21 protein-coding genes are annotated in these 20,430 nt (G+C 64.9%); 6 read left to right on the forward strand and 15 right to left on the reverse strand.

Going from position 1 to position 20,430, the window contains the following annotated elements; all coding sequences use genetic code 11:
- Positions 1–40: 40 nt before the first annotated feature.
- A complete protein-coding gene (locus AC5Y5C_RS00095; RefSeq protein WP_499969237.1) occupies positions 41–1,183 on the reverse strand; it encodes a sensor histidine kinase in 1,143 nt (380 codons plus the stop codon).
- A gap of 50 nt (positions 1,184–1,233) precedes the next feature.
- Positions 1,234–1,860 (reverse strand): response regulator, encoded by a 627-nt coding sequence (locus AC5Y5C_RS00100; protein WP_078315500.1) that lies wholly within the window; start codon positions 1,858–1,860, stop codon positions 1,234–1,236.
- 195 nt (positions 1,861–2,055) lie between these two features.
- Here AC5Y5C_RS00100 and AC5Y5C_RS00105 point away from each other — a divergent pair, with 195 nt between their 5' ends.
- Together AC5Y5C_RS00105 and AC5Y5C_RS00110 are read left to right on the forward strand one after the other, a co-directional pair.
- On the forward strand, positions 2,056–2,370 hold the full coding sequence (locus tag AC5Y5C_RS00105; RefSeq protein WP_499967966.1) for a hypothetical protein: 315 nt from the start codon (positions 2,056–2,058) through the stop codon (positions 2,368–2,370).
- 195 nt (positions 2,371–2,565) lie between these two features.
- Positions 2,566–3,777, forward strand: coding sequence for a MinD/ParA family ATP-binding protein (locus tag AC5Y5C_RS00110; RefSeq protein WP_499967967.1), 1,212 nt, complete (start codon positions 2,566–2,568; stop codon positions 3,775–3,777).
- Here the strand turns inward: AC5Y5C_RS00110 and AC5Y5C_RS00115 are convergent.
- Positions 3,774–4,511: an SDR family oxidoreductase gene (locus AC5Y5C_RS00115; RefSeq protein ID WP_499967968.1), complete on the reverse strand. Its 738-nt coding sequence runs from the start codon at positions 4,509–4,511 to the stop codon at positions 3,774–3,776. The genes AC5Y5C_RS00110 and AC5Y5C_RS00115 overlap by 4 nt on opposite strands.
- Before the next feature lie 242 nt (positions 4,512–4,753).
- Between AC5Y5C_RS00115 and hrpA the strand changes: the two genes are divergently transcribed.
- The 4 genes from hrpA (at position 4,754) to AC5Y5C_RS00135 (ending at position 10,763) form a co-directional block, all read left to right on the forward strand.
- Positions 4,754–8,659: an ATP-dependent RNA helicase HrpA gene (gene hrpA / locus AC5Y5C_RS00120; protein ID WP_499967969.1), complete on the forward strand. Its 3,906-nt coding sequence runs from the start codon at positions 4,754–4,756 to the stop codon at positions 8,657–8,659.
- 39 nt (positions 8,660–8,698) lie between these two features.
- Positions 8,699–9,583, forward strand: coding sequence for a transcriptional regulator CynR (cynR, locus tag AC5Y5C_RS00125; protein ID WP_499967970.1), 885 nt, complete (start codon positions 8,699–8,701; stop codon positions 9,581–9,583).
- A 155-nt stretch (positions 9,584–9,738) separates the two neighbouring features.
- Positions 9,739–10,209 (forward strand): cyanase, encoded by a 471-nt coding sequence (cynS, locus tag AC5Y5C_RS00130; protein ID WP_499969239.1) that lies wholly within the window; start codon positions 9,739–9,741, stop codon positions 10,207–10,209.
- A gap of 38 nt (positions 10,210–10,247) precedes the next feature.
- On the forward strand, positions 10,248–10,763 hold the full coding sequence (locus AC5Y5C_RS00135; protein WP_499967971.1) for a nucleoside deaminase: 516 nt from the start codon (positions 10,248–10,250) through the stop codon (positions 10,761–10,763).
- A gap of 51 nt (positions 10,764–10,814) precedes the next feature.
- Here the strand turns inward: AC5Y5C_RS00135 and AC5Y5C_RS00140 are convergent, their stop codons facing one another.
- From AC5Y5C_RS00140 to AC5Y5C_RS00195, 12 genes are all read right to left on the reverse strand, one after another.
- On the reverse strand, positions 10,815–11,105 hold the full coding sequence (locus AC5Y5C_RS00140) for a WXG100 family type VII secretion target (RefSeq protein ID WP_030095673.1): 291 nt from the start codon (positions 11,103–11,105) through the stop codon (positions 10,815–10,817).
- A gap of 34 nt (positions 11,106–11,139) precedes the next feature.
- A complete protein-coding gene (locus AC5Y5C_RS00145; RefSeq protein WP_078324150.1) occupies positions 11,140–11,433 on the reverse strand; it encodes a type VII secretion protein EsxS in 294 nt (97 codons plus the stop codon).
- 65 nt (positions 11,434–11,498) lie between these two features.
- Positions 11,499–13,013 (reverse strand): PPE domain-containing protein, encoded by a 1,515-nt coding sequence (locus AC5Y5C_RS00150; protein WP_499967972.1) that lies wholly within the window; start codon positions 13,011–13,013, stop codon positions 11,499–11,501.
- Between the two features lie 5 nt (positions 13,014–13,018).
- Positions 13,019–13,327, reverse strand: a complete 309-nt coding sequence (locus AC5Y5C_RS00155) for a PE family protein (RefSeq protein WP_499969241.1) — start codon at positions 13,325–13,327, stop codon at positions 13,019–13,021.
- A 430-nt stretch (positions 13,328–13,757) separates the two neighbouring features.
- The gene (locus AC5Y5C_RS00160; RefSeq protein WP_499969242.1) at positions 13,758–14,345 is read right to left on the reverse strand and encodes a TetR/AcrR family transcriptional regulator; all 588 of its coding nucleotides are present in this window, start codon (positions 14,343–14,345) and stop codon (positions 13,758–13,760) included.
- Between the two features lie 92 nt (positions 14,346–14,437).
- Positions 14,438–14,875, reverse strand: a complete 438-nt coding sequence (locus tag AC5Y5C_RS00165; RefSeq protein ID WP_499967973.1) for a DUF350 domain-containing protein — start codon at positions 14,873–14,875, stop codon at positions 14,438–14,440.
- A 36-nt stretch (positions 14,876–14,911) separates the two neighbouring features.
- Entirely contained in the window at positions 14,912–16,078 is a 1,167-nt protein-coding gene (locus tag AC5Y5C_RS00170; protein ID WP_499967974.1) for a glutathionylspermidine synthase family protein, read from the reverse strand.
- Positions 16,078–16,698: a hypothetical protein gene (locus AC5Y5C_RS00175; RefSeq protein WP_499969244.1), complete on the reverse strand. Its 621-nt coding sequence runs from the start codon at positions 16,696–16,698 to the stop codon at positions 16,078–16,080. Before AC5Y5C_RS00175 ends, AC5Y5C_RS00170 begins: the two co-directional genes overlap by 1 nt.
- Positions 16,699–16,902: 204 nt before the next feature.
- Complete coding sequence (locus tag AC5Y5C_RS00180; protein WP_499967975.1) at positions 16,903–17,814, reverse strand: SDR family oxidoreductase; 912 nt, start codon at positions 17,812–17,814, stop codon at positions 16,903–16,905.
- On the reverse strand, positions 17,811–18,296 hold the full coding sequence (locus AC5Y5C_RS00185; RefSeq protein WP_499967976.1) for a MarR family winged helix-turn-helix transcriptional regulator: 486 nt from the start codon (positions 18,294–18,296) through the stop codon (positions 17,811–17,813). The genes AC5Y5C_RS00180 and AC5Y5C_RS00185 overlap by 4 nt, the downstream gene beginning before the upstream one ends.
- Positions 18,297–18,308: 12 nt before the next feature.
- On the reverse strand, positions 18,309–19,370 hold the full coding sequence (locus AC5Y5C_RS00190; RefSeq protein ID WP_499967977.1) for an alkene reductase: 1,062 nt from the start codon (positions 19,368–19,370) through the stop codon (positions 18,309–18,311).
- Between the two features lie 50 nt (positions 19,371–19,420).
- On the reverse strand, positions 19,421–20,326 hold the full coding sequence (locus AC5Y5C_RS00195; protein WP_499967978.1) for an NADP-dependent oxidoreductase: 906 nt from the start codon (positions 20,324–20,326) through the stop codon (positions 19,421–19,423).
- Positions 20,327–20,430 lie beyond the last annotated feature (104 nt).

Raw genomic sequence — 20,430 nt, forward strand, 5'->3', positions numbered from 1 at the left:
TCCATCTGTTGAGGGCCCGCTCTCGGTACCGAGCGCCCCCTTACGCTGCCATATCGGCGGGCACCCTGACACGCACCCGGGTGCCCGCACCCGGCGCCGACACGATCTCGACGTCGCCGCCGGTAGCCGCGATCGGAACCGTCAGCGAAGCCAGCCCGATATGCCCGTTGGCGACCGACGAGGCGAGTCCGCGCGGATCGAAGCCCTTGCCGTCGTCCGCGACCACAAGCGTCAGAAGATTCCCGTCTCGAGTCAGCTCGACGTGAATGTTCTTGGCACGGCCGTGTTTCACGGCGTTGGTCAACAGCTCCTTGGCCGCGCGGTACACCAACGGCTGCACCGGGAGGCTGCCCACTTCCTGCAGTTCGGTGCTGACCTCGGCGGTGCCCCGCGCCGCGTACTGCCGCCCGAGCTCGTGGATCGCCGCCGTCAGTCCCAGCTCGGCGAGCACCTGCGGATGCAGCGAGGACACCGCCCCGCGAAGCTCTGCCGCCGTCTCCCGCAGGGAGGAGTGGACCGCACGCAGTACCGGATCCGGTTGGCGTTCAAGCACTTCTTCGATCTCCAGGCGTGCCGCCAGCAGGTTCTGCAATGGCCCGTCGTGCAGTTGTTCGGCGACCTCACGGTTGTGCCGTTCATCGGCACGCATCGCTTCCAGGACCAGCTGCTCGCGGGTGTGTAACAGCTGCCCCACGTGTTCGGAGCGCCGTTTGAGGACGAAGCACATTCCCGCGGTGGCAGCGGCCAACCACAGCAATGTGGCCACCGTGACGTACTCGTCGCCGGGAATGCTGTCGATGTTTCCGCTCCTGGTGTAGAACACCAGAACGCCTAAATATCCTGCAGCGGTGACGGTTCCGAGGATAGCCGTCACGGCGGGGCGCTCTTGAAAGGCCACCGAAACGGGTAGCAGAAAGAACACCGGAAGCAATTCCGACGTGCCGTAGCCGGAGGCCACGCACAGCGCCACCACGGCGGCGATGTCGATCGCCGTGGCCGCCGGAGCCACCCACAGCGGGACGTGTCCGCGAACCGCGATCACCACCCAGGCGATCGCCGACACCGTGTACACCGCCAGCACCGCGTAATACACCCCGACGTGCCACATCTCGATGTTCGGGTTCGACCCCAGCAGCACGATCAGCACGATCAGCGGCAGCCGCAGCCAGGCCGAAACCCGCATGGGTTCGGCGGTGAAGTAATCGGCTATCCGGTCCAGTCCGATCGCCACGGCTACTCAAGCAATCCGCGCCGCATGGCCTCGGCCACCGCGGCAGCACGGTCGCCGACACCCAACTTTTCGTACAACCGCTGCACGTGGGTTTTCACGGTGGACGGGGCCAAGAACAACTGTTTGGCGATGGTGGGCACGGTGAGTCCGGCGGCGATCATCCGCAGCACCTCACGTTCACGGGCGCTCAGCGACGGACCCGCCGGTTGTGCGCGTTTGCGGATCTCACCGGCCAGGCCGGCCGTCAGGCTCGCAGTCACCACGTCGCGGCCCCGCGCACAGTCGAGTACCGCACTGACCAGTTCCGCGCGGGTGGACTCCTTCGACAGAAAGCCCGCGGCGCCTTCCTCCAGCGCGTGATAGACGATCGCCGCATCGTCATGCGCGGATAACAAGAGCACCCGGGTGGGCAGCTCATCGCGGCGCACAGCGGCCGCCACCTGTGTTCCGTCGAGCTCCGGCATGCGGTAGTCGACCAGCGCGACGTCGGGCAGGTGCTCCCTGATCAGCGCGAGCGCGCCGGCGCCGTCCTCGGCCTCCGCCACCACCTCTATCTGGCCACTGCCGGTCAGCGCCCGCACCACACCCTCACGAAAGAGGGGGTGGTCATCGCCGACCACCACCCGCACGAGCTCGGCGCTCACCTGCACAAACGCAAGCTTGGCACGCCAAATCCACGCGTGTCCCCCAATTGGTGGACATCAAGATCCTCCCCCGCATCAGGCGATCGCCCGACAGACATTCCGGCCGCCACGCCGCATCGTTGAAGTATCACCAAGCAACCCGGTGATCCAACTCAAAGACCAACTGGCACAGGAGAAATCATGAAGAAGTACATCATCACCGGAACCGCCGCCGCCGCTCTCGCGCTCGCGCCCCTCGGCTTCGCCCTGGGCACCGCGTCCGCCCAGACCGACAGCACAAACGCCCAGCAGACCGTCAGCGAGCTTCAGGCACAGGGATACAACGTGATCGTCAGCAAGACCGGTTCCAAGGCCCTCACTCAGTGCACCGCCAGCAGCGTGCGCCCCGGACAGACCACCACTCGGTCCGATTACGGCCTGCCGAGCAACAAGCGTCCGGGCGTCTTCACCACCACCACGACCACCAAGACCATGTACGTGGATGTGACCTGCTGATTTAGCGCCGGTACCGACTACATACCAACCTCGTCCCATTTGATGCCGATTCAGACACGGGTGGGTAACGGCCCTCGCCATCCACACAGCCGCCATAAGAGACTGCGAATGCGACGGGTCTCATGCTGCCCGCGATGCAGAACGAAACTGTCGGAGCGCTGGGGCCAAACGGCTTCTGGTGGAGGAGGAGATTCCGTGAGTGCGCCCAACGATTCCCCGGCGGACGGCTCCGAGGAGGAGATCCTCGACCGGACCGGACCCATCATCCCCATCAAGCTCGGTGCACACGCCAAACGACAGCGCGCGGAGGCTGCGGCACAGCAGCAGCCCGAATTGCGGCCTCTGCCGCCGCCCGTGCAACTGCCACCCCGCGGCCCGCTGTCCATCGTGGACGCCGTGCCGCCCCACGATCCGCGCGTCGATCTCCCTCCGGCGATCGGCGACGCATTGGGCGCCCAGCTTCGCACGGAAATGCTGCCCCCGCCGCGCCGGCCCGCATCAATGGGTTGGCGTAAGTGGGTGTACCGCGGAAGCTTTGGCGTCATCAATCCCGGCGAGTCCCGCGAGGAGGCCGAACTTCGCGAGCTCACCGCCGTGGTGCGCACCCCGTGGCGAGGCATCCACTCCCTGGCGGTTCTGGGCGGCAACGGCGGCGTCGGCAAGACGATGATGACCGCGGCCCTCGGTTCTGTGCTGTCCGAGCTGCGCCGCAAGGACATGGTGCTGGCCACCGATGCCGATCCGGGCCAGTCGGCCAACCTGGCGTCGTGGATCGACCCGTCCGCTTCGTCCACCTTCGCCGATGTACTGGCGCAAAACGAGCCCGAGCGCAACTTCGATCTGCGCTTCTTCGTCGGTCAGAACTCCGAGACCGGGCTGGATGTGCTTGCCGCCAACGGACATTCGGTGCGTCCCCGGGGAGAACTCAACTCCGAGGTCTACACCCAGGTCCACGACCGGCTGCAGCGGCTCTACAGCCTGCTCATCACCGATACCGGCGTGGACTTCTGGCATCCGGTCATGCCGGGCGTGCTGCGGTGCGCCAACGGTGTGGTGCTCGTGGCGGCGGCCACGCCGGTCGGCGCCGAGGGTGCGGTCCGGGCGATCGAGTGGCTCATCTCCGAGGGCTACGAGTACCTGATCCCCCGCATGGTGGTGGTGATCAACCATGTCCGTGGCTATGACAGTCGGGAAGATCGCAGGAACTCCGAGCGTCTGGTGGCGGCCATGGTCGCCCGGTTCCACCGCTGGATCTCGCCGAACCACATTGTCGCCGTGCCATATGACCCGCACATCGCGACCGCGGGCCCGCTGGACATCCAGCAGCTGCAGCCGGAGACCTGGCATGGGCTGCTGACGGCTGCGGCGTCGGTCTCTGCCGGCCTGGCAAGCGCCTGGAGCGTCTAGCGCAAGGAGTACCCGCCGTCGGTGTACAGCGTCGAGCCGGTAGTGCCGGTGTTCAGCAGAAGGTAGACGGCGGCCTGGGCCACTTCGTTCTCCGTGACGGCCCGGCCGAGGGCGGCCGCCGCCGCGATGTGTTCCAACGCCTGGCGGCGCAGCTCGGGCGCACGCTGGTTCCATAGATGCCCGTCCACGGTGCCCGGCGACAGAGCAGTGACCCGGATCGGGGCCAGCTCGCGGGCCAACCCACGGGCCAGCCCCTCGATGGCCGCGTTCACCGCGACATACGCCGGCGCGTTTCCTGCGGGGCGAACACTGGCCGCCCCCGACATCAACACCACCGAGGCATCATCGGCGAGCTTCGGCACAGCCGTCTTCACCACGCGGTACTGGCCCCAGAACTTCGACTCGAACGGTGTCGCCGCCTCCTCGACGGACAGCTCGGTGATCGATCCAGTGATGTAGGTGGCGGCGGTGGTGAACAGCCCGTGCACCCTGTCGATGTCCGTGAAGAACTCATCGATGCTCGCCTGCTCCGAGGTATCGACCAGATGCCAGCGCGCTCGCGGCCCGAGCTCCTGGGCGGCGGAGGCAAGGGTGGCGGCGGTGCGCCCACCGAGCACTACCTCGCCGCCCGCCGCGGTCACCAACCCGGCCACACTGCGCCCGATGCCGGTTCCCCCGCCGATCAAGACGACGGTGCGTCCCGCGAAGGCCGTCTGGGACAAGAACCCGGTCACCGGTGCAAAGTTACCCGGCCAGATATGTCGGGTCCCGCGTTCGGCGCCACCGGATTTGAATCGCTATTGACTTCCGACCGCCCGGGTGCCCGAAGTCGAACGACGCTCGCGTCCTCGACGACCCTGCCCTCGTGATCGCGATCCTTCCGGGTCACCACTTTCCCGGATTCCCCGGCAGCTTCATCAACAGAATCTAGAGGCGACCAGCAGGACTCTTCGCAACGCGGCCTATCCTTGTCCGAGTGTCCGAATTGTCCCGTCCCGCGCTGCGCGCGCGCCTCGACGGACTGACCATTCGCGACGCATCTCGACTCGGGCGACGTCTGAAGAATCAACGTGACACAGACCCCGGCGCGCTAGCCAAACTCGCCGAACAGTTCGTCGCCGCCGAGGCCCTGGTCGCCACCCGGACCGCTGCGATCCCCTCCATCACGTATCCGGATCTGCCCGTCAGCGCACATCGAGAAGAACTCGCCCGGGCCATCTCCACGCATCAGGTTGTCATCGTCGCCGGCGCAACCGGATCGGGAAAGACCACGCAACTTCCCAAGATCTGCCTGGAGCTCGGGAGAGGAATTCGCGGCACCATCGGGCACACTCAGCCGCGCCGACTGGCAGCACGCACCGTCGCCGAGCGCATCGCCGAAGAGCTGGACACCCCGCTCGGTGAAACTGTGGGCTACACCGTCAGATTCACCGACCAAGCCAGTGATCGCACCCTGGTCAAGCTGATGACCGACGGGATCTTGCTCGCAGAGATCCAGCGCGACCGGCGGCTGCTGCGATACGACACGCTCATCCTCGACGAGGCCCACGAGCGCAGCCTCAACATCGACTTCCTGCTCGGCTATCTGCGTGAACTGCTGCCGCGCCGGCCCGACCTCAAGGTCATCGTCACGTCAGCGACCATTGAGCCACAACGATTTTCGGATCACTTCGGAGACGCACCCATCGTCGAAGTCTCCGGCCGGACGTACCCTGTCGAGATTCGTTACCGGCCACTGGAAGTCCCCGTACCCAGCGACTCCCGCGCGAAAGCTGACGACGAACCCGATGACCCCGATCACGAGATCGTCCGTACTGAAATACGCGACCAGACCGAGGCCATCGCCGACGCCGTCCGCGAGCTGGAGAGCGAGCCGCCCGGGGACGTGCTGGTGTTCTTGTCCGGCGAACGTGAGATCCGCGATACCTCTGAAGCGTTGAGGGACGTCGTCCGCGCTGGTACCGAGATACTTCCGCTGTACGCACGACTACCAACAGCAGAGCAGCACAAGGTATTTCAGCCTCACACCGGTCGGCGCGTGGTACTAGCCACCAACGTCGCCGAAACCTCGCTGACGGTTCCCGGCGTCCGGTACGTCATCGACCCCGGCACCGCACGCATCTCCCGCTACAGCCGGCGCACCAAGGTACAGCGCCTACCCATCGAACCCATCTCGCAAGCCTCGGCCGCACAGCGGTCCGGCCGATCCGGACGGACCGCGCCCGGTGTATGCATCCGGCTGTACTCCGAGCAGGACTTCGAGGCTCGGCCCCGCTACACCGATCCGGAGATACTCCGGACCAACCTCGCCGCCGTGATCCTGCAGATGGCGGCTCTGCAGCTCGGCGATATCGAGAATTTCCCCTTCCTGGATCCGCCCGACAAGCGCAGCATCCGCGACGGTGTGCAATTGCTGCAGGAACTCGGCGCCTTCGACACCGGCGGCGCCATCACCGAGCTGGGGCGCCGGCTCGCGCGCCTCCCCCTCGACCCGCGTATCGGGCGGATGATCCTGCAAGCCGATGCCGAAGGCTGCGTCGAGGAGATCCTGGTGCTCGCCGCAGCCCTGTCGATTCCCGATCCGCGGGAGCGGCCGGCAGACCGCGAGGAGGCCGCCCGGCAAAAGCACGCCCGGTTCGCCGACGATCATTCCGACTTCAACGCCTACCTCAATCTCTGGCGGTACCTTCAAGATCAACGAAGCCAGCTCTCCGGCAGCGCATTTCGCCGCATGTGCCGGGACGAGTTTCTGCACTACCTGCGTATCCGGGAATGGCAGGACCTGGTGGGTCAGCTGCGCAGCATCGCACGCGACCTCGGCATCCGGGAGTCGGGGGAGCAAGCCGATCCCGGCCTGGTCCACGCCGCGTTGCTGGCCGGTCTGCTGTCCCATATCGGGTTACGCGAGGGCGACACCCGCGACTACTCCGGCGCGCGCAATACCAAGTTCGTGCTGGCTCCCGGCTCGGTGCTGACCAAGAAGCCCCCGCGGTGGGTGGTGGTCGCCGACCTGGTGGAGACCAGCCGATTGTTCGGCCGAATCGCGGCACGTATCGAGCCGCAATCGGTCGAGCGAATCGCCGGGGATCTGGTGCAGCGCACCTACAGCGAGCCGCACTGGGACGCCGAGCGCGGAGCCGTGATGGCCTTCGAGCGGGTGACGCTGTACGGGCTGCCCTTGGTGCCCCGGCGCCGCGTGGGTTATGCGCAGATCGATCCGGAGCTGGCCCGCGAATTGTTCATCAGGCACGCCCTCGTGGAGGGTGACTGGCCGAGCAAGCATCACTTCCTGCTAGACAACACACGGCTATTGGAGGAGCTGTCCGAGCTCGAGGACAAGGCGCGACGGCGCGATCTGCTGGTAGGCGATGACGAGATCTTTGCACTCTACGCGGCGCGTATTCCCGCGGAGGCGGTGTCCGCAAAGCACTTTGATGCCTGGTGGCGCAAGCAACGGCACAAGACACCGGATCTACTGACATTCTCCCGTGACGATCTGCTGCGCGCCGGGAACTCGGCTGCCGACATGCCCGACACCTGGAGGGCCGGCGATGTGGCACTGCCGGTCAGCTATCGATTCGAACCGGGTGCGGCCGACGACGGCGTGTCCGTGCATATCCCGGTCGAAGTTCTCGCCCGCCTGGGTGGTGATGAATTCGCCTGGCATGTACCGGCTTTACGCGAAGAGCTGATCACCGCACTCATCCGCTCGCTGCCCAAGGATCTGCGTCGCAACTTCGTTCCCGCACCCGATACCGCCCGCGCGGTGCTCGAAAACCTGAAGCCCGGCGCCGAACCGCTGATATACGCGTTGGGGCGCGAGCTGCATCGGCTCACCGGCATCCGCGTGCCCACCGATGCGTTCGACCTGGACAAGGTTCCTCCGCACCTGCGGGTTACGTTCATCGTCGAGTCCGCCGACGGCTTCGAGGTGGCGCGCGACAAGAATCTTGAGGCACTGCAACAGCAGCTCGCGGGTTCCACCCGTCAAGCCGTGGCAGCGGTGGTGGCGGGGGAGTGGGAACGCCACGGTCTGCGTGGCTGGCCCGAGGATTTGGCCGAATTGCCCCGCACCGTGGAACAAGTCAGCGGCGGACACACCGTGCGCGGATACCCAGCCCTGGTCGACACCGGCACCTCCGTGGACATCCACGTGTTCGCCACCGCCTCCGAGCAGCGGACAGCCATGGCGGCCGGCACCCGGCGCCTGCTGCGGTTGTCGATTCCGTCGCCCATGAAAATCGTTGACCGAGGCTTAGACCCGCGATCCAAGCTGCTGCTCTCATCAAATCCGGATGGCTCGCTGGCGGCGCTGCTCGATGACTGCGCCGACGCAGCAGTCGATCTGCTGGCGCCCGCGCCGGTCTGGACACGGGCCGAGTTCACCGCCCTTCGGGACGGTGCCGCACAGAACCTCACGGCAACCACACTCGACGTCGTGCGCCGTGCCGAGAAAGTGGTATCGGCCTGGAGCGAAGTGCAGGTGGCACTACCCACCAAAGCGCCTGCGGTGCAGGCAGATGCGATCGCCGACATGCGCGACCAACTTGCCAGGCTTCTCGAGGACGGGTTCGTGGCGGCCACCGGCGCGGCGCGGCTGGCAGACCTGGCGCGCTACGTCACCGCCATCGGGATTCGACTGGAACGCCTGCCGCAGGGCGTGGAAGCGGACCGCGAGCGGATGCAGCGCGTACACGCCGTCGAAGACACCTACGACGATCTCCTGCGTGACCTGCCTGCCGGGCGCGCCGACGATGCCGACATCAGGGACATCGCATGGTTCATCGAGGAGCTACGGGTGAGCCTGTGGGCCCAGCAGCTCGGTACCGCGCGAGCGGTCAGCGAGCAGCGGATCCTTAAGGCCATCAACGCCGCTCGCTGAGTGACCGCATGCTGCGGATGGCGACTTATAGTGGCTCCGATGGAGCTGCGTCATATCCGGTACCTGCTCGCGGTTGCCGATCACGCGAATTTCACCCGCGCAGCGGAGGCGCTGCACATCTCTCAGCCAACGCTCTCGCAGCAGATCAAGCAGCTTGAGCGCACACTCGGAGTGGTGCTGCTCGACCGGTCGGGCCGCACGGTCCGGCTGACCGACGCAGGGGAGGCGTACACGCAGCACGCACGGCTGGCGCTGCGAGATCTCGACGCGGGCGAACGTGCGGTCCACGACGTACAGGACCTGTCGCGCGGACATCTGCGGGTCGCGATGACGCCGACCTTCACCGCCTACTTCATCGGCCCGCTGGTACACCGGTTCCGCACGGCCCACCCCGGCATCGCACTCACGGTGCGGGAGAGCACCCAGGAACGCATCGAGGCCGACCTGCTGGCCGACCGGCTCGACCTAGGGATCGCTTTCGCGGGACCACATCCCGCGGGGATCGACCACGTCCCTCTGTTCACCGAGACGCTGCGGCTGGTTGTCGGCTCGGATCATCCGCTCGCGGCCAAAGGGGCATCGCTGGCGGTGAACCGGCTCGCCAACGAGGCATTGGGTCTGCTCAGCGCGGACTTCGCGACGCGGCAGGACATCGACACCTACTTCGCCGGCCTCGGGGTCGCGCCGCACATCGCGGTCGAAGCCAATTCAATCAGCGCGCTATTGGAATTCGTCAAACGTGGCTCGCTGGCCACCGTGCTTCCTGACGCGATCGCACGCGAGCATTCCGGCCTGCATCTGGTGTCGCTGACCCCACCGCTGCCCACCCGGACCGTGGAGCTGTTGCGGCGCAACACCGCCTATCACTCCGTGGCGGCACGCGCGTTCGCGGAGGGCGTCCGTGCGGCAGCCCAACAGTACTGACCGCCAACAACTATAACTTTTGCTAATAGTGGCAATCGAATTTAGGTATTGGACTCTATAGCGCCAGGTGGCGCAGGCTGGGTTCACGGACGGGTTACCGCATCCAACCGGACCCCGCACCCGCCTACATCCCGTACCCGAGAGGAATGACGCACATGGTGCACGCACAATTCGACGCCACCAGTCGCGAAGAACTGGCCATCGCCGCAGTCGAGGCCAAGATCGCCAAGAACCTGAGCTGGCAGCAGATCGCCGACGCCGCCGGATACTCGCCGGCCTTCGTCACCGCCGCTGTGCTGGGTCAGCATCCGCTACCGCAGCAGGCCGCCGTCGCGGTCGCCGATCTCCTCGGCCTCGACGAAGGTGCCGCATCGCTTCTACAGACCATCCCGACCCGCGGATCCATCCCCGGTGGAATCCCGACCGATCCGACGATCTATCGCTTCTACGAGATGCTCCAGGTGTACGGCACCACACTGAAGGCGCTGGTCCACGAGCAGTTCGGTGACGGCATCATCAGCGCCATCAATTTCAAGCTCAACGTGCAGAAAGTTCCCGACCCCGAGGGCGGACACCGCGCGGTGATCACCCTGGACGGCAAGTACCTGCCCACCGTTCCTTTCTGACCGAATTCCCAATCTTCAAACACCCTCTAAGGATCCCCATGGATTTCGCGCAACGAACCATAGATCTCGCACGCCGCAATGTCGAGGAGGGTGGGCGACCATTCGCCACCGTCATCGTGAAGGACGGCGCGATCCTCGCCGAGAGCCCGAACAAGGTCGCCCAGACCAATGACCCGACCGCACATGCGGAGATCCTGGCCATCCGGGACGCGTGCACCATACTGGGCACCGAGCACCTGGCCGGAGCAACCGTCTACGTACTGGCCCTACCCTGCCCCATGTGTCTCGGTGCGCTCTACTACTGCTCGCCCGATGAGGTCGTCTTCCTGACGACCCGCGAAGCATACGAACCGCACTATGTAGACGACCGAAAGTACTTCGAGTTCAACACTTTCTACGGCGAGTTCGCCAAAGCCTGGGACCAGCGTCGGCTGCCCATGCGCCACGATTCTCGTGACGGCGCCGTTGACGTCTACCGCCGATGGCAGGAACGCAACGGCGGCAATCGCCGCGTTGCCGGAGCACTCACCGCGTGGGGGGTAATCAATACATAAGGGCCAGAGACTCTTTGGAGTCTCTGGCCCTTATGTATTGCTAGTCGGCGTTTATGCGCCCCATTTGGCTCCTTCGGCCATGTCGCGGGCGTTCATGGACAGGGTGTTGGTTTCGTGGGTGGTGCCCATGGCGCGGTAGGCGCGGATGAGTTCTTCCATGGCGGTGTTCCATTGGGCCTGCCAGGCGGCTTGGCTCATGGAGGTATCGCCGTGCCAGGCGGCCTGCAGGGAGGCTTGTTGGGCGGCCAGGTCGGCGCCCAGGGCGGTCAGCACGCCGGAGTAGGTGTTCATCTCGCCGGCATGGGCGAGCATCGCGGGGTAGTTGAACGTGATCTGCGACATCTTTGGTTTTGTCCTTTCCGTCGAGTGGGGTGGGTTAGACGCCGATGTAGCGGCTGGCGGCGGCGGCGTCCTCGGCCACGTAGGTGGCGGCGGCATCACCGAGGTTGATCTGGGCGATATCCAGTAGCGCGTTGACCTTGGCGGCCACTTCCACGAACCGGGCGTGCGCGGCCTGGAAGGCCACCGAGGACTCCCCGACATGGAAGGCCTGCGCCGACATCGCGGCCTGCTCGGCCTGCGAAATCGTCGAACGCATCAACGCGGTCTTGGCACCGAACGTGCCCTCAGCGGCCACCAAAGCCGGAATATGTGCATCAAGCAAACTCATTATTCATCTCCTCAATCGTGTTGTGTTGCATGTAATTCGGGTGGTCAGCGGGATGGGGTTGCCGGTCAGCTGCTGGACCCCCCGTCGGCGGGCGTTTCGGGATCGGTGCCCCAGGTGGTGGGCAGCATCGGCATCGTGCGCGAACTATCCATCGCCTCGGCGGCATTTTCGCGTTCGATGAGTCCGGCCGCAGCGGTGGTGGTGCCGACCGGGGCGGCCCCGGCAAAACCGAGCTGACCGGTACCGCGCCCCGAGGCCCCGACCCCGACCGGCTGGCGTGCGGCCGGCTCCGAGAAGTCCGGGTCCACCGTCGAATTCATGTCCATGAACTGCGGGGCCGGATCCTTGATCCGGGCACCCCGCTTGCGGCGGGCCCGTGAACGCGCCGAGGCCGCCGCCGCAGCCGCCGCCGAAATCCCCGCCGCCGGCGCCTTCGCGCCGGCACCCTCATTCAAGGTCGGCCCAAACCGCACCGGAGGCGGATCCTCACGCACCGCATACACCATGTACGCCGGAGTCGCAGCCGCCGCCGGGGCAGGTGAGGACGCCGGACTGCTCGGAGTGGTCGGAGCCGAGGACGAACCGCCGGACATCGACTGCCCCGAAGGAACCTGCGCGAGTTGCAGATCCTGATGCGGGTTCCTCCGCTCGATCCGCGCGGGCTCGCGGCCAGGCTCATCCTGATCGCCGGGCTCTTCTGCCCCTGCGGGCGGCGCCAGCGCCGACAGCGCGAGCCCCAGCACAATCGGTAGCCAGGCGGGCGCGGACAACAAGACGCCCCAGAAGGTGAAGCCGAAGGGGATGAAAAACGCCTCGTAGGCGATAAAGAACAACAACGGGAACCATGCGATAAGCGCGGCGATCGGGTTCTTCATGAAGTCTTCGATCATGTCCTGGAGCGTGCCCAGCGGATTGGTCAAGAACCGCATGAGCTGATCGATCATGTTATTGCTGTTATCCAGCGCGGTGCCGGATTCGAGGGCTTGCGGCTGCGCGGACATCGACATCATGTCCGCGGACATGCGAGACATCTCGCCGCCCGGCGCCATGATCATCGGCGAAGGCTGCGTCGGCGCCGTCGCGGCCAGGGCCGTGCCCGAAACACCCTGGTACACGCTCATCGCGGTGGCGGCCTGGACCCACATCCGGATGTAGTCGGCCTCGTTCAGCGCGATCGGAATCGTGTTGATACCAAAGAAATTGGTGGCCATCAGCACACCGTGGATCATGTGGTTGGCGGCCAGCTCGGCCAGCGTGGGCATGGCGGCCAGCGCGGTGGTGTAGCCGGCCGCAGCGGTCTCCTGCAACACCGCGTTGGTGGCGCTCATCGCGCTCTGCTGGGTCAGCCACGCCAGGTAAGGGGTGTGGCTGACGACATACTGGGTGGCGCTGGGACCCTGCCATGATCCGGCGCTGGTAGCAGCGAGTAGCTGCGTCAACTCCGTTGCCGCAGTGGTGTATTGCACAGAGAGCGCCTGCCACTGGGCGGCAGCCGCCAACAGTGCGCCCGGCCCGGGACCGGCGCTCAACAGCGCCGAATGCACCTCGGGGGGCGAAGCCATCCAAATCGGAGCAGTCACCGAAGCTAACCCCGCGCGATCATGTACGTGACGGCGGCCTGCATATCACCGGTGGTGTAACTGGCCGCGGACTCCGAGACACCCAACCCGGCCCGCCCCAATTCCTCGACCGCCTGCAGGGCCACACCAGAGTGCTCCACGCCGCGCGCACTGAAGCCGGCCGCGGTCTCCAACGACACCGGGTCGGCCGCGGGCGGAACCACGGCACCGATCACCGGAGCGGCCGCGGCATGAGCGGCCGCCAACCGTGCGGTCAGTGCCTCCACGGCCGCACTCGTGGCGAGCAGACCTTCCGGAACGACATTGAGATTCATCGTGGGCATTCCCTTCCTTGAGCAGTGCGCTTAGTGACGAGCGAATACACGGTCGGGCCATGCTCGAACAGACCACAGCCGATGAGCACCGGGTAGGGCGCATGGCGTGAAGTAGCTGTGTTGATCATTGGTGATCATCTAGCCTCGCGAATCAGCGACCGCATGAAGCGAAGTTAGCATCACCTAATAGTGCTGTCGATAGTTCGCCTGAAATCAGCCCTCAGCCTTTGAACTGTTTTAAATCTAGATTTCTAGATTGCTAGTTCTAACGCTCTTCTCTCCGCCCAGAAGCAAAGCCGAGCGTGACCTGCGCTTATTGAGGTCTTCGTCAGAGAAGTCTGAACAGTGTGCCACTGACGTAGGCCCCCGATACCCCCACGTGACTGTGGCGCAGGTCACCAGCAACATTTGATCGGCCGGGTCCGCATGCTCAAAGTTCGTCGATGGCGCGGTCGGACAACGCCATGAGAACCCTCCGCGCGCGTCCGGCCATCTCATCGGCGGAACGCTCGGAGTGGTGCCGCCACCATTGAACCAACGCCGAGACCATGTTTTCCCAGACGAGCGTCGCCGCCGAAAGGTCGTCGTCATCGCTGAGCCCCACGGCCCCAAGCGTTCTGGTCACCGCGGCGGCGGCCTGTTCGCGCAGAATGGTCCGCTGCCGCCGCGCGGCATCCCGGGCCCGCCCGCTCGGCACCGTCCGGTCGTAGAGGACCGGCCAGTCGCTGCGCCGGTTCTCGAGCGTGGTGAAGATTGCCGTCAGCACCGCCTCGGCGACCTCGGCGCGCGCCGGCGATCCCGCCAACGCGTCGCCGATCGCGGTGGCAATCCGCTCCCCAGCTCGTTCGACACACGCGATATAGAGATCCTCTTTGGACCCGAAGTAGGCCAGCACGAGGGCCTTGGATACCCCGGCCCGTGTGGCGACCCCGTTCATGCTTGATGCCGCAAAGGTCGATTCCCCGAACTCGTCGGCGGCGGCGGTCAAGATCCATTGCTCCCGTTCCTGACGAGGCATTCCCTTGCTGCCGGTCCGGAGGGGTTGCATGGATATGACGGTAGCGGAGCGTTCGCTCATGGCCGCGCCGCCAACTGCCCCTACGATTGGGATTACAGGATCGCAGCGGCGATAACCAGGCCGACAGCCACATAGGCGGCGGCGACAACAAGTGTGGCTGGGGTGAACCTCTTGTGCGCCAGCAGATCTCCAACATCAAGGCCCATCACCCACTCGATCAGCCTGATACAGATCGTCTGGGCGGCAATACCGATGAGGCCAAACACCAAGGTGCGCAACAGCCCTTCGGCGATGTTCCCCGACGCGGTGTAGATGGCAAGCACAATCACGAATGCCTGCGAGAGGAGTCCCGCCGCGGTGATCACGGCGGCGTTGGGCAGACCCACCCGGACCATCTGCCGCAGCGGACCGGGGGTTGTCCAATCCAGCACAAAGAATCCGATGACCATCAGCACGAAACCGACTGCCGCATAAAGCCAGATTGCTGCCGCCCCGTGAGCGACGATCGACCAATACCCTGCTGCGTTCATGGTTGCGATTCCCATTTCCCTGGTGTTTCGGTTTCCCTATTGAGGTGGAATCCGGTGCGGAACGAACGCGGCGCCATCGTCGGTGATCAGGCCGGCTGTCTCCCGTATACCCAGCCCCGCTGATTCGTCGCCGACGATCCACGCACCAAGAACGGGCCTCATGCCGTCGAACTCCGGCAGTGGGTCGAGCAGCTGGTAGACATAGCCTTCCTCACCGTAGACACCGCCGGTGGCCGTCTCGTAGCCCGCTCCCACCACGGTGATATTGGCGCCTTCTCGACCAAGTTTCGGCTTACGGACGTACTCGGTCAGCTCGTGTGGGTTGTCGAGATAGGCCGGCAACAGATTGGGATGGCCGGGGTACATCTCCCACAGAATCGCAAGAATCGCCTTGTTGCTCAGGAGCGTTTTCCACAACGGCTCGATCCACAGAGTCTCGGGCAGCAGGTCCAGGGCGTGGCGGCCGAAGTCGTCGTCGAGGATCCACTCCCACGGATACAGCTTGAAGATCGATTCGATCGGCGCCTCTTCCAGGTCCACGAGCCGGTTGAGGTCGTGATCCCAGCCGATATCCTCGATGGGCAGGCCCGCCGTGTTGATCCCGGCCTCGGCCGCGCACTCCTGCAGATAGGCCAAGGTCACGTTGTCTTCACCGGTCTGATCGGCCGATGACCAGGTGAAATGTGTTTCCGTACCGGCAAGCTGCTTACTGATCTGCGTCCAGCGCGCGACCAGCTGTTCATGCAGGGAGTTCCACTGGTCGTCCTCGGGGAACACGTCCGTTTTCCAGTGCCACTGCAGGATTGACGCCTCCAGCAGCGAGGTAGGGGTGTCGGCGTTGTACTCGAGCAGGACCGGTGGCCGCCGTCCGTCATATCGGAGATCGAAGCGCCCGTACAGGTGGGGATCTCTTCGGCGCCAAGACTTTTCGATGTACTCCCAGGACCATTCCGGCACCCCGAAATCTCGGTAGCGCCCGGTGAGGATCACCTGCTCGACTGCGTCCAGGCACATGGAGTGCAGCACTTCGACGGTGGCTTCTAGGGACAGCACCTCGTCCATGTCGAAGACGTAGTGGACCGACTCGTCCCAGTAGGGGCGGTCACTACCGTCCGCCATCCGGGCGGGCGTGCCGTAACACATTCCCTGGGAGGCAACGGTTTCTTCCCAGCCGGGGCGGGGCCGCGCATGCTCACGCCGCATCAGCTCCCCGAACTTCCCGAGCTGCTGGACCCGAAGCCGCCGCGCGATACCGACGGAGACCGTGAAACACTGCCCGAGCCATCGGATTTGGTAAGAGTGGTACCTGAGCTGGTCTTGGCCCGCGTGCCCCTGGGCAGTTCAAGACTGCCGCCGGATGCAATGGTTCCAATGCCCTGATTCCGTCCACCGTAGTAGTACCGATAGGGCGATCCGGCGTAGATAAAGACGCCGCCGCCCGAGGACGATGCCGCGCCGCGCTCGCAGTACTGCTCGGGCGCGACGACATTGGAGCCGTCCTGAACGCAGGTCGCCTCAACATCGTCATCGCGGTCGATCACCGCGTACCCCACGGCCACCACCGCCGCGATACCCGCGACAACCATGGAACCCATCAGGACGTTGTTGCGGGTCCGGCGCCGTTCCTCAGCCTTCCGTGCCTGGACCTCAGCAAGCTTCCGTTCGGCCTCACGGGTCCGCCGTGCCTTGTCGCGGGCCCGCGACTCGGCCACGGTGGGTGGCCGTGGCGTGGTGACACCCGGCTCTTGCCACCGCACGGCACCCCGGCCTTGCGGCGCCTCGCGCCGGTCAGCATCCTCGTCGCCTATGGACGGATCGGGCATCTCTTCCCCCTCGTTGCCCGAATCATAGAAAACACGCTTCGATCGACCGTACAGCAGTAGCCCGACCGGCAACGCGAACCGTACTGCGGGGTGACGACGCAGCAGGTACGCGGGCTCGCTTACCGCCCGGCCCATCCGACCGCCCCACCTTCGGCACCATCTCGTTGCACGGGGCCTTCAGCGCGGGACGTGTCCGGGGCACGATCAGGGGGTCGTGCTCAACTCGTCTGTCAAACGAGCGGTGACGGCCTCCGCAGTGGGTGCGGGTCCGAATACTTGTTCTTGCCGGGTGGTATCGGCGACGTATCGGCCGGTATCGAACCAGCTGAACATCGCGGACATGTCTTTGACTATCGGCATGAACCTTCCAGCGATGGTGCCTGCGCTACGCACGACGATTGAAGGAATCGCTCGCACTTTGATTGTCTTGCCGGCTCTGGCGCCCATGAGATGTGCCAGTCCACGCACGTCGATCGGGCGGTCCCAGCCAATGTCGATGCGCTCTCCGTCATTTACGTCGGCGTCGACCGCTGCTGCGAGATAGGCGGCAAGGTCGGAGGTGTGAACGAATGTCAATGGGACGTTCGCCTTGCCGGGCCACACGATCCGGCCCTTTTCGATGGGGTTGCCCGCCATGCCGGCAACCTGGTCGACGAACGCGCCGGGGCGAAGGGCTACGAACGGGACACCGAGCCGCTCGAGCTTGTCCTCGGCGACCTTCTTGTGCCAGAAATGCGGAACGTCAGGGGTCTGATCACTTGTCAAGATGCTCGTGAGGACGAACCGCCGAATGCCGGTCAGGTGTGCGGCCTGGGCAAGGTTGGCATTACCGACAGTGTCGATGTCGTTCGCTTCCTTTCCCCCACGGGTGTAGCCAGCGGCGGTGGTGATGACGGCAGCCGCTCCGGTCATCGCGCCGACCAGTGAATCCAGATCGAGCATGTCACCGCGGGCAATCTCGACCCCTCGCTTCTCCAGACGGCTCGCGTCGGTGCTGGCACGAACTAATGCACGCACGGGTTTGCCGCGTTTGATCAGCTCGTCTACGACCTTGCCGCCGAGGAAGCCGGTCGCACCGATCACCAGGACCGGGCCGGTAGATGGGTTGACAGTCATGGGGTCTCGCTTTCCTTGGGCCCTTCGGGCCGGTTATTGATTGCGTCGATGATTGAATCTGCGGCGCTTATCAGTACTTTCGCCTGCTCTGGGGAGAGGTTCTGCGTAGTTGTCTCTTCGAGGGTGCGCCACATGGCGGCGATGGGTTCGCGCATCGCGTGGCCCTGCTCGGTCAGATGGATGACCATGACACGTCGGTCGTGCTCGGCCGGTTTGCGCACGAGCAGGCCCGCTTCTTGCATGCGCCGCAATGTCTTTGAAATAGTGGAGTGGTCAAGTCCAATGCTTGCCAGCAGCTCGGATTGCGTTTGGCCATCCCGATCGTGCAGATGCATAAGCACAAGTTCCTGTCCGGGATGCAGATCTAGCTGCCGGAGCAGTGCAGCAGCGTAGCCGCGGTGGGCTCGCGCGAGCTGAAAGATCGCGTAACTCACCCGCCCTTCGCTGAAGGTAGTCGGGATGTGCGGTGCAGGCTTCGGCATGCTCGGCTCCTTTCAGCCGCCGTAAGTGGGGTAATCGACGTAACCGGCCGCGCCACCTGTGTAAAAGGTCGCCGGATCGGGGGAATTCAGTGGCGCATTCAAGAGCAGCCTGGCGACGAGGTCCGGGTTAGCAAGTGCGAGGGCGCCGACCGACACTAGATCCGCAACACCGTTTTCGATGTCCTTGGCCCGAGTCGGCATGTCGGTACCGCCACGATTGAGGATCAACGTGCTCGTCCATTGCGCACGCAAGGTTTTCAGCAGCGTCTCGTCGCCCATGTGCATTACATGCAGGTAGGCAAGGCCAACGGGGCCCAGTGCGTTCAGTAGCGCCGAATACAGTTCGGCGGTGTCGGACTCGGCGATGTCGTTGTAGGGATTGCGCGGGGCGATGCGCAGGCCAGTGCGGTCAGCACCGATCTCGTCGGCCACTGCGGTAGCCACCTCGACAGCGAAGCGGACACGGTCATCGATAGTGCCCCCGTAGCGGTCGGTCCGCTGATTAGTGTTGTCAGAGAGGAACTGATGCACCAGGTATCCGTTGGCTCCGTGGATTTCCACGCCATCGGCCCCCGCCTCGATGGCGGCCGCCGCCGCGCGTCGAAAGTCCCCGACGGTCGCGACAACTTCCTCAGTAGACAGAGCGCGAGGCGTCGGCATTTCTTGTGGACCGCTGGCAGTGAACATCGTGCCCTGCGGTCGAATTGCTGACGGAGCAACTGGCTGACGCCCGTGGGGGGTGTTGTCGGGGTGGGAGATACGTCCGACGTGCATCAACTGAATGAAGATCAGACCGTCGGCCTCATGGACAGCGTCGGTGACCTTGCGCCAGCCACCGATTTGCTCGTCACTGTAGATGCCAGGGGTGAGTAAATATCCTTGGCCGTCTTCCGAGGGCTGGGTGCCCTCAGTGATAACCAGCGCATGCGTTGCTCGTTGTGCGTAGTACTCGGCGTTCAGCTCGGTCGGGACGCCCTCGGGTGTTGAGCGATCCCGGGTCATGGGGGCCATGACCAAGCGGTGGGGAACAGCGGCGCGGCCGACGGTGGTCGGCGCCCACAAGGAATTAAGCATGTTTGATCCTTAGATTGGTGATATCCGTTTTGACGGAAATGGATGTGTGGTCACTCAACGGTGAGCACGAGCTTGCCCCGTACGTGCCCGGCGTCGCTGGCCTGTTGGGCTTTGGCGGCCTCATCCAATGGATAGGCGGTGACGGTGGTGACGAGCGTGCCGTCGGCGGCGGCTTGAGTCAGAGCGGTCAAGCACGCAGCTGAGCGCTGGGCCGTACTGGTGGCAAATGTGATACCGAGCTGGTTGGCGCGGAAGTCCGCGATCGTAACGATGCGTTCGGTGCCGCCGCGCAAGGTGATTGATTCCTCGAGGGCTCCCTTACCGGCCACATCGAAGACCGCGTCGATGCCGTCGGGGGCAAGCGCCCGGACCCGCTCGACCAGGCCCTCGCCGTAAACCGTGGCAGTGGCACCGAGTGAGGTGAGGTATTCCTGGTTCGCCGGCCCACTGGTCCCGATGACGTGTGCCCCGCGGGCCCTTGCGAGCTGGACCGCCACCGTCCCGACGGCCCCGGTCGCACCGTGTATCAGCACCGTTTCCCCGGCAGCGACATCGAGCAAGTTCAGGACCCGCTCGGCCGTCTCGCCTGCTACCGGCAGCGCGACCGCGTGCTGCCAATCAAGACCCGAAGGCTTGATCGCCACCGTGGTGGCAAGTGCGTACTGGGCATAGGCGCCGGTGTCAGACCAGCCCACCACCTCATCGCCTATCTTCACCTCGAACACGCCGTGGCCGACGGCGTCCACCACGCCAGCGACCTCGTAGCCGGGGATAGCTGGCAACGGAGTGGGGAACACGGCCTTGAGCGAACCCGAACGGACCTTGCCGTCCAGGGCATTTACTCCCGCAGCCTTGACCCGCACACGTACCTGCCCCGGTCCAGGCTGCGGCACCTCGACGTCCGCCATGTGCAGCACAGCGGTTCCTCCGAACCGGTCGAACTGAACGGCTTTCATGACACCTCCTATGGATGAACCACCCAATTAGGTGGCTAGCCACATACACTACAGCAAAATATGTGGCTGGCCAACTATTGGCATCTATGAAGGCCTGCCGGTAA

This window comes from Mycobacterium sp. NGS15 (assembly GCF_059813245.1).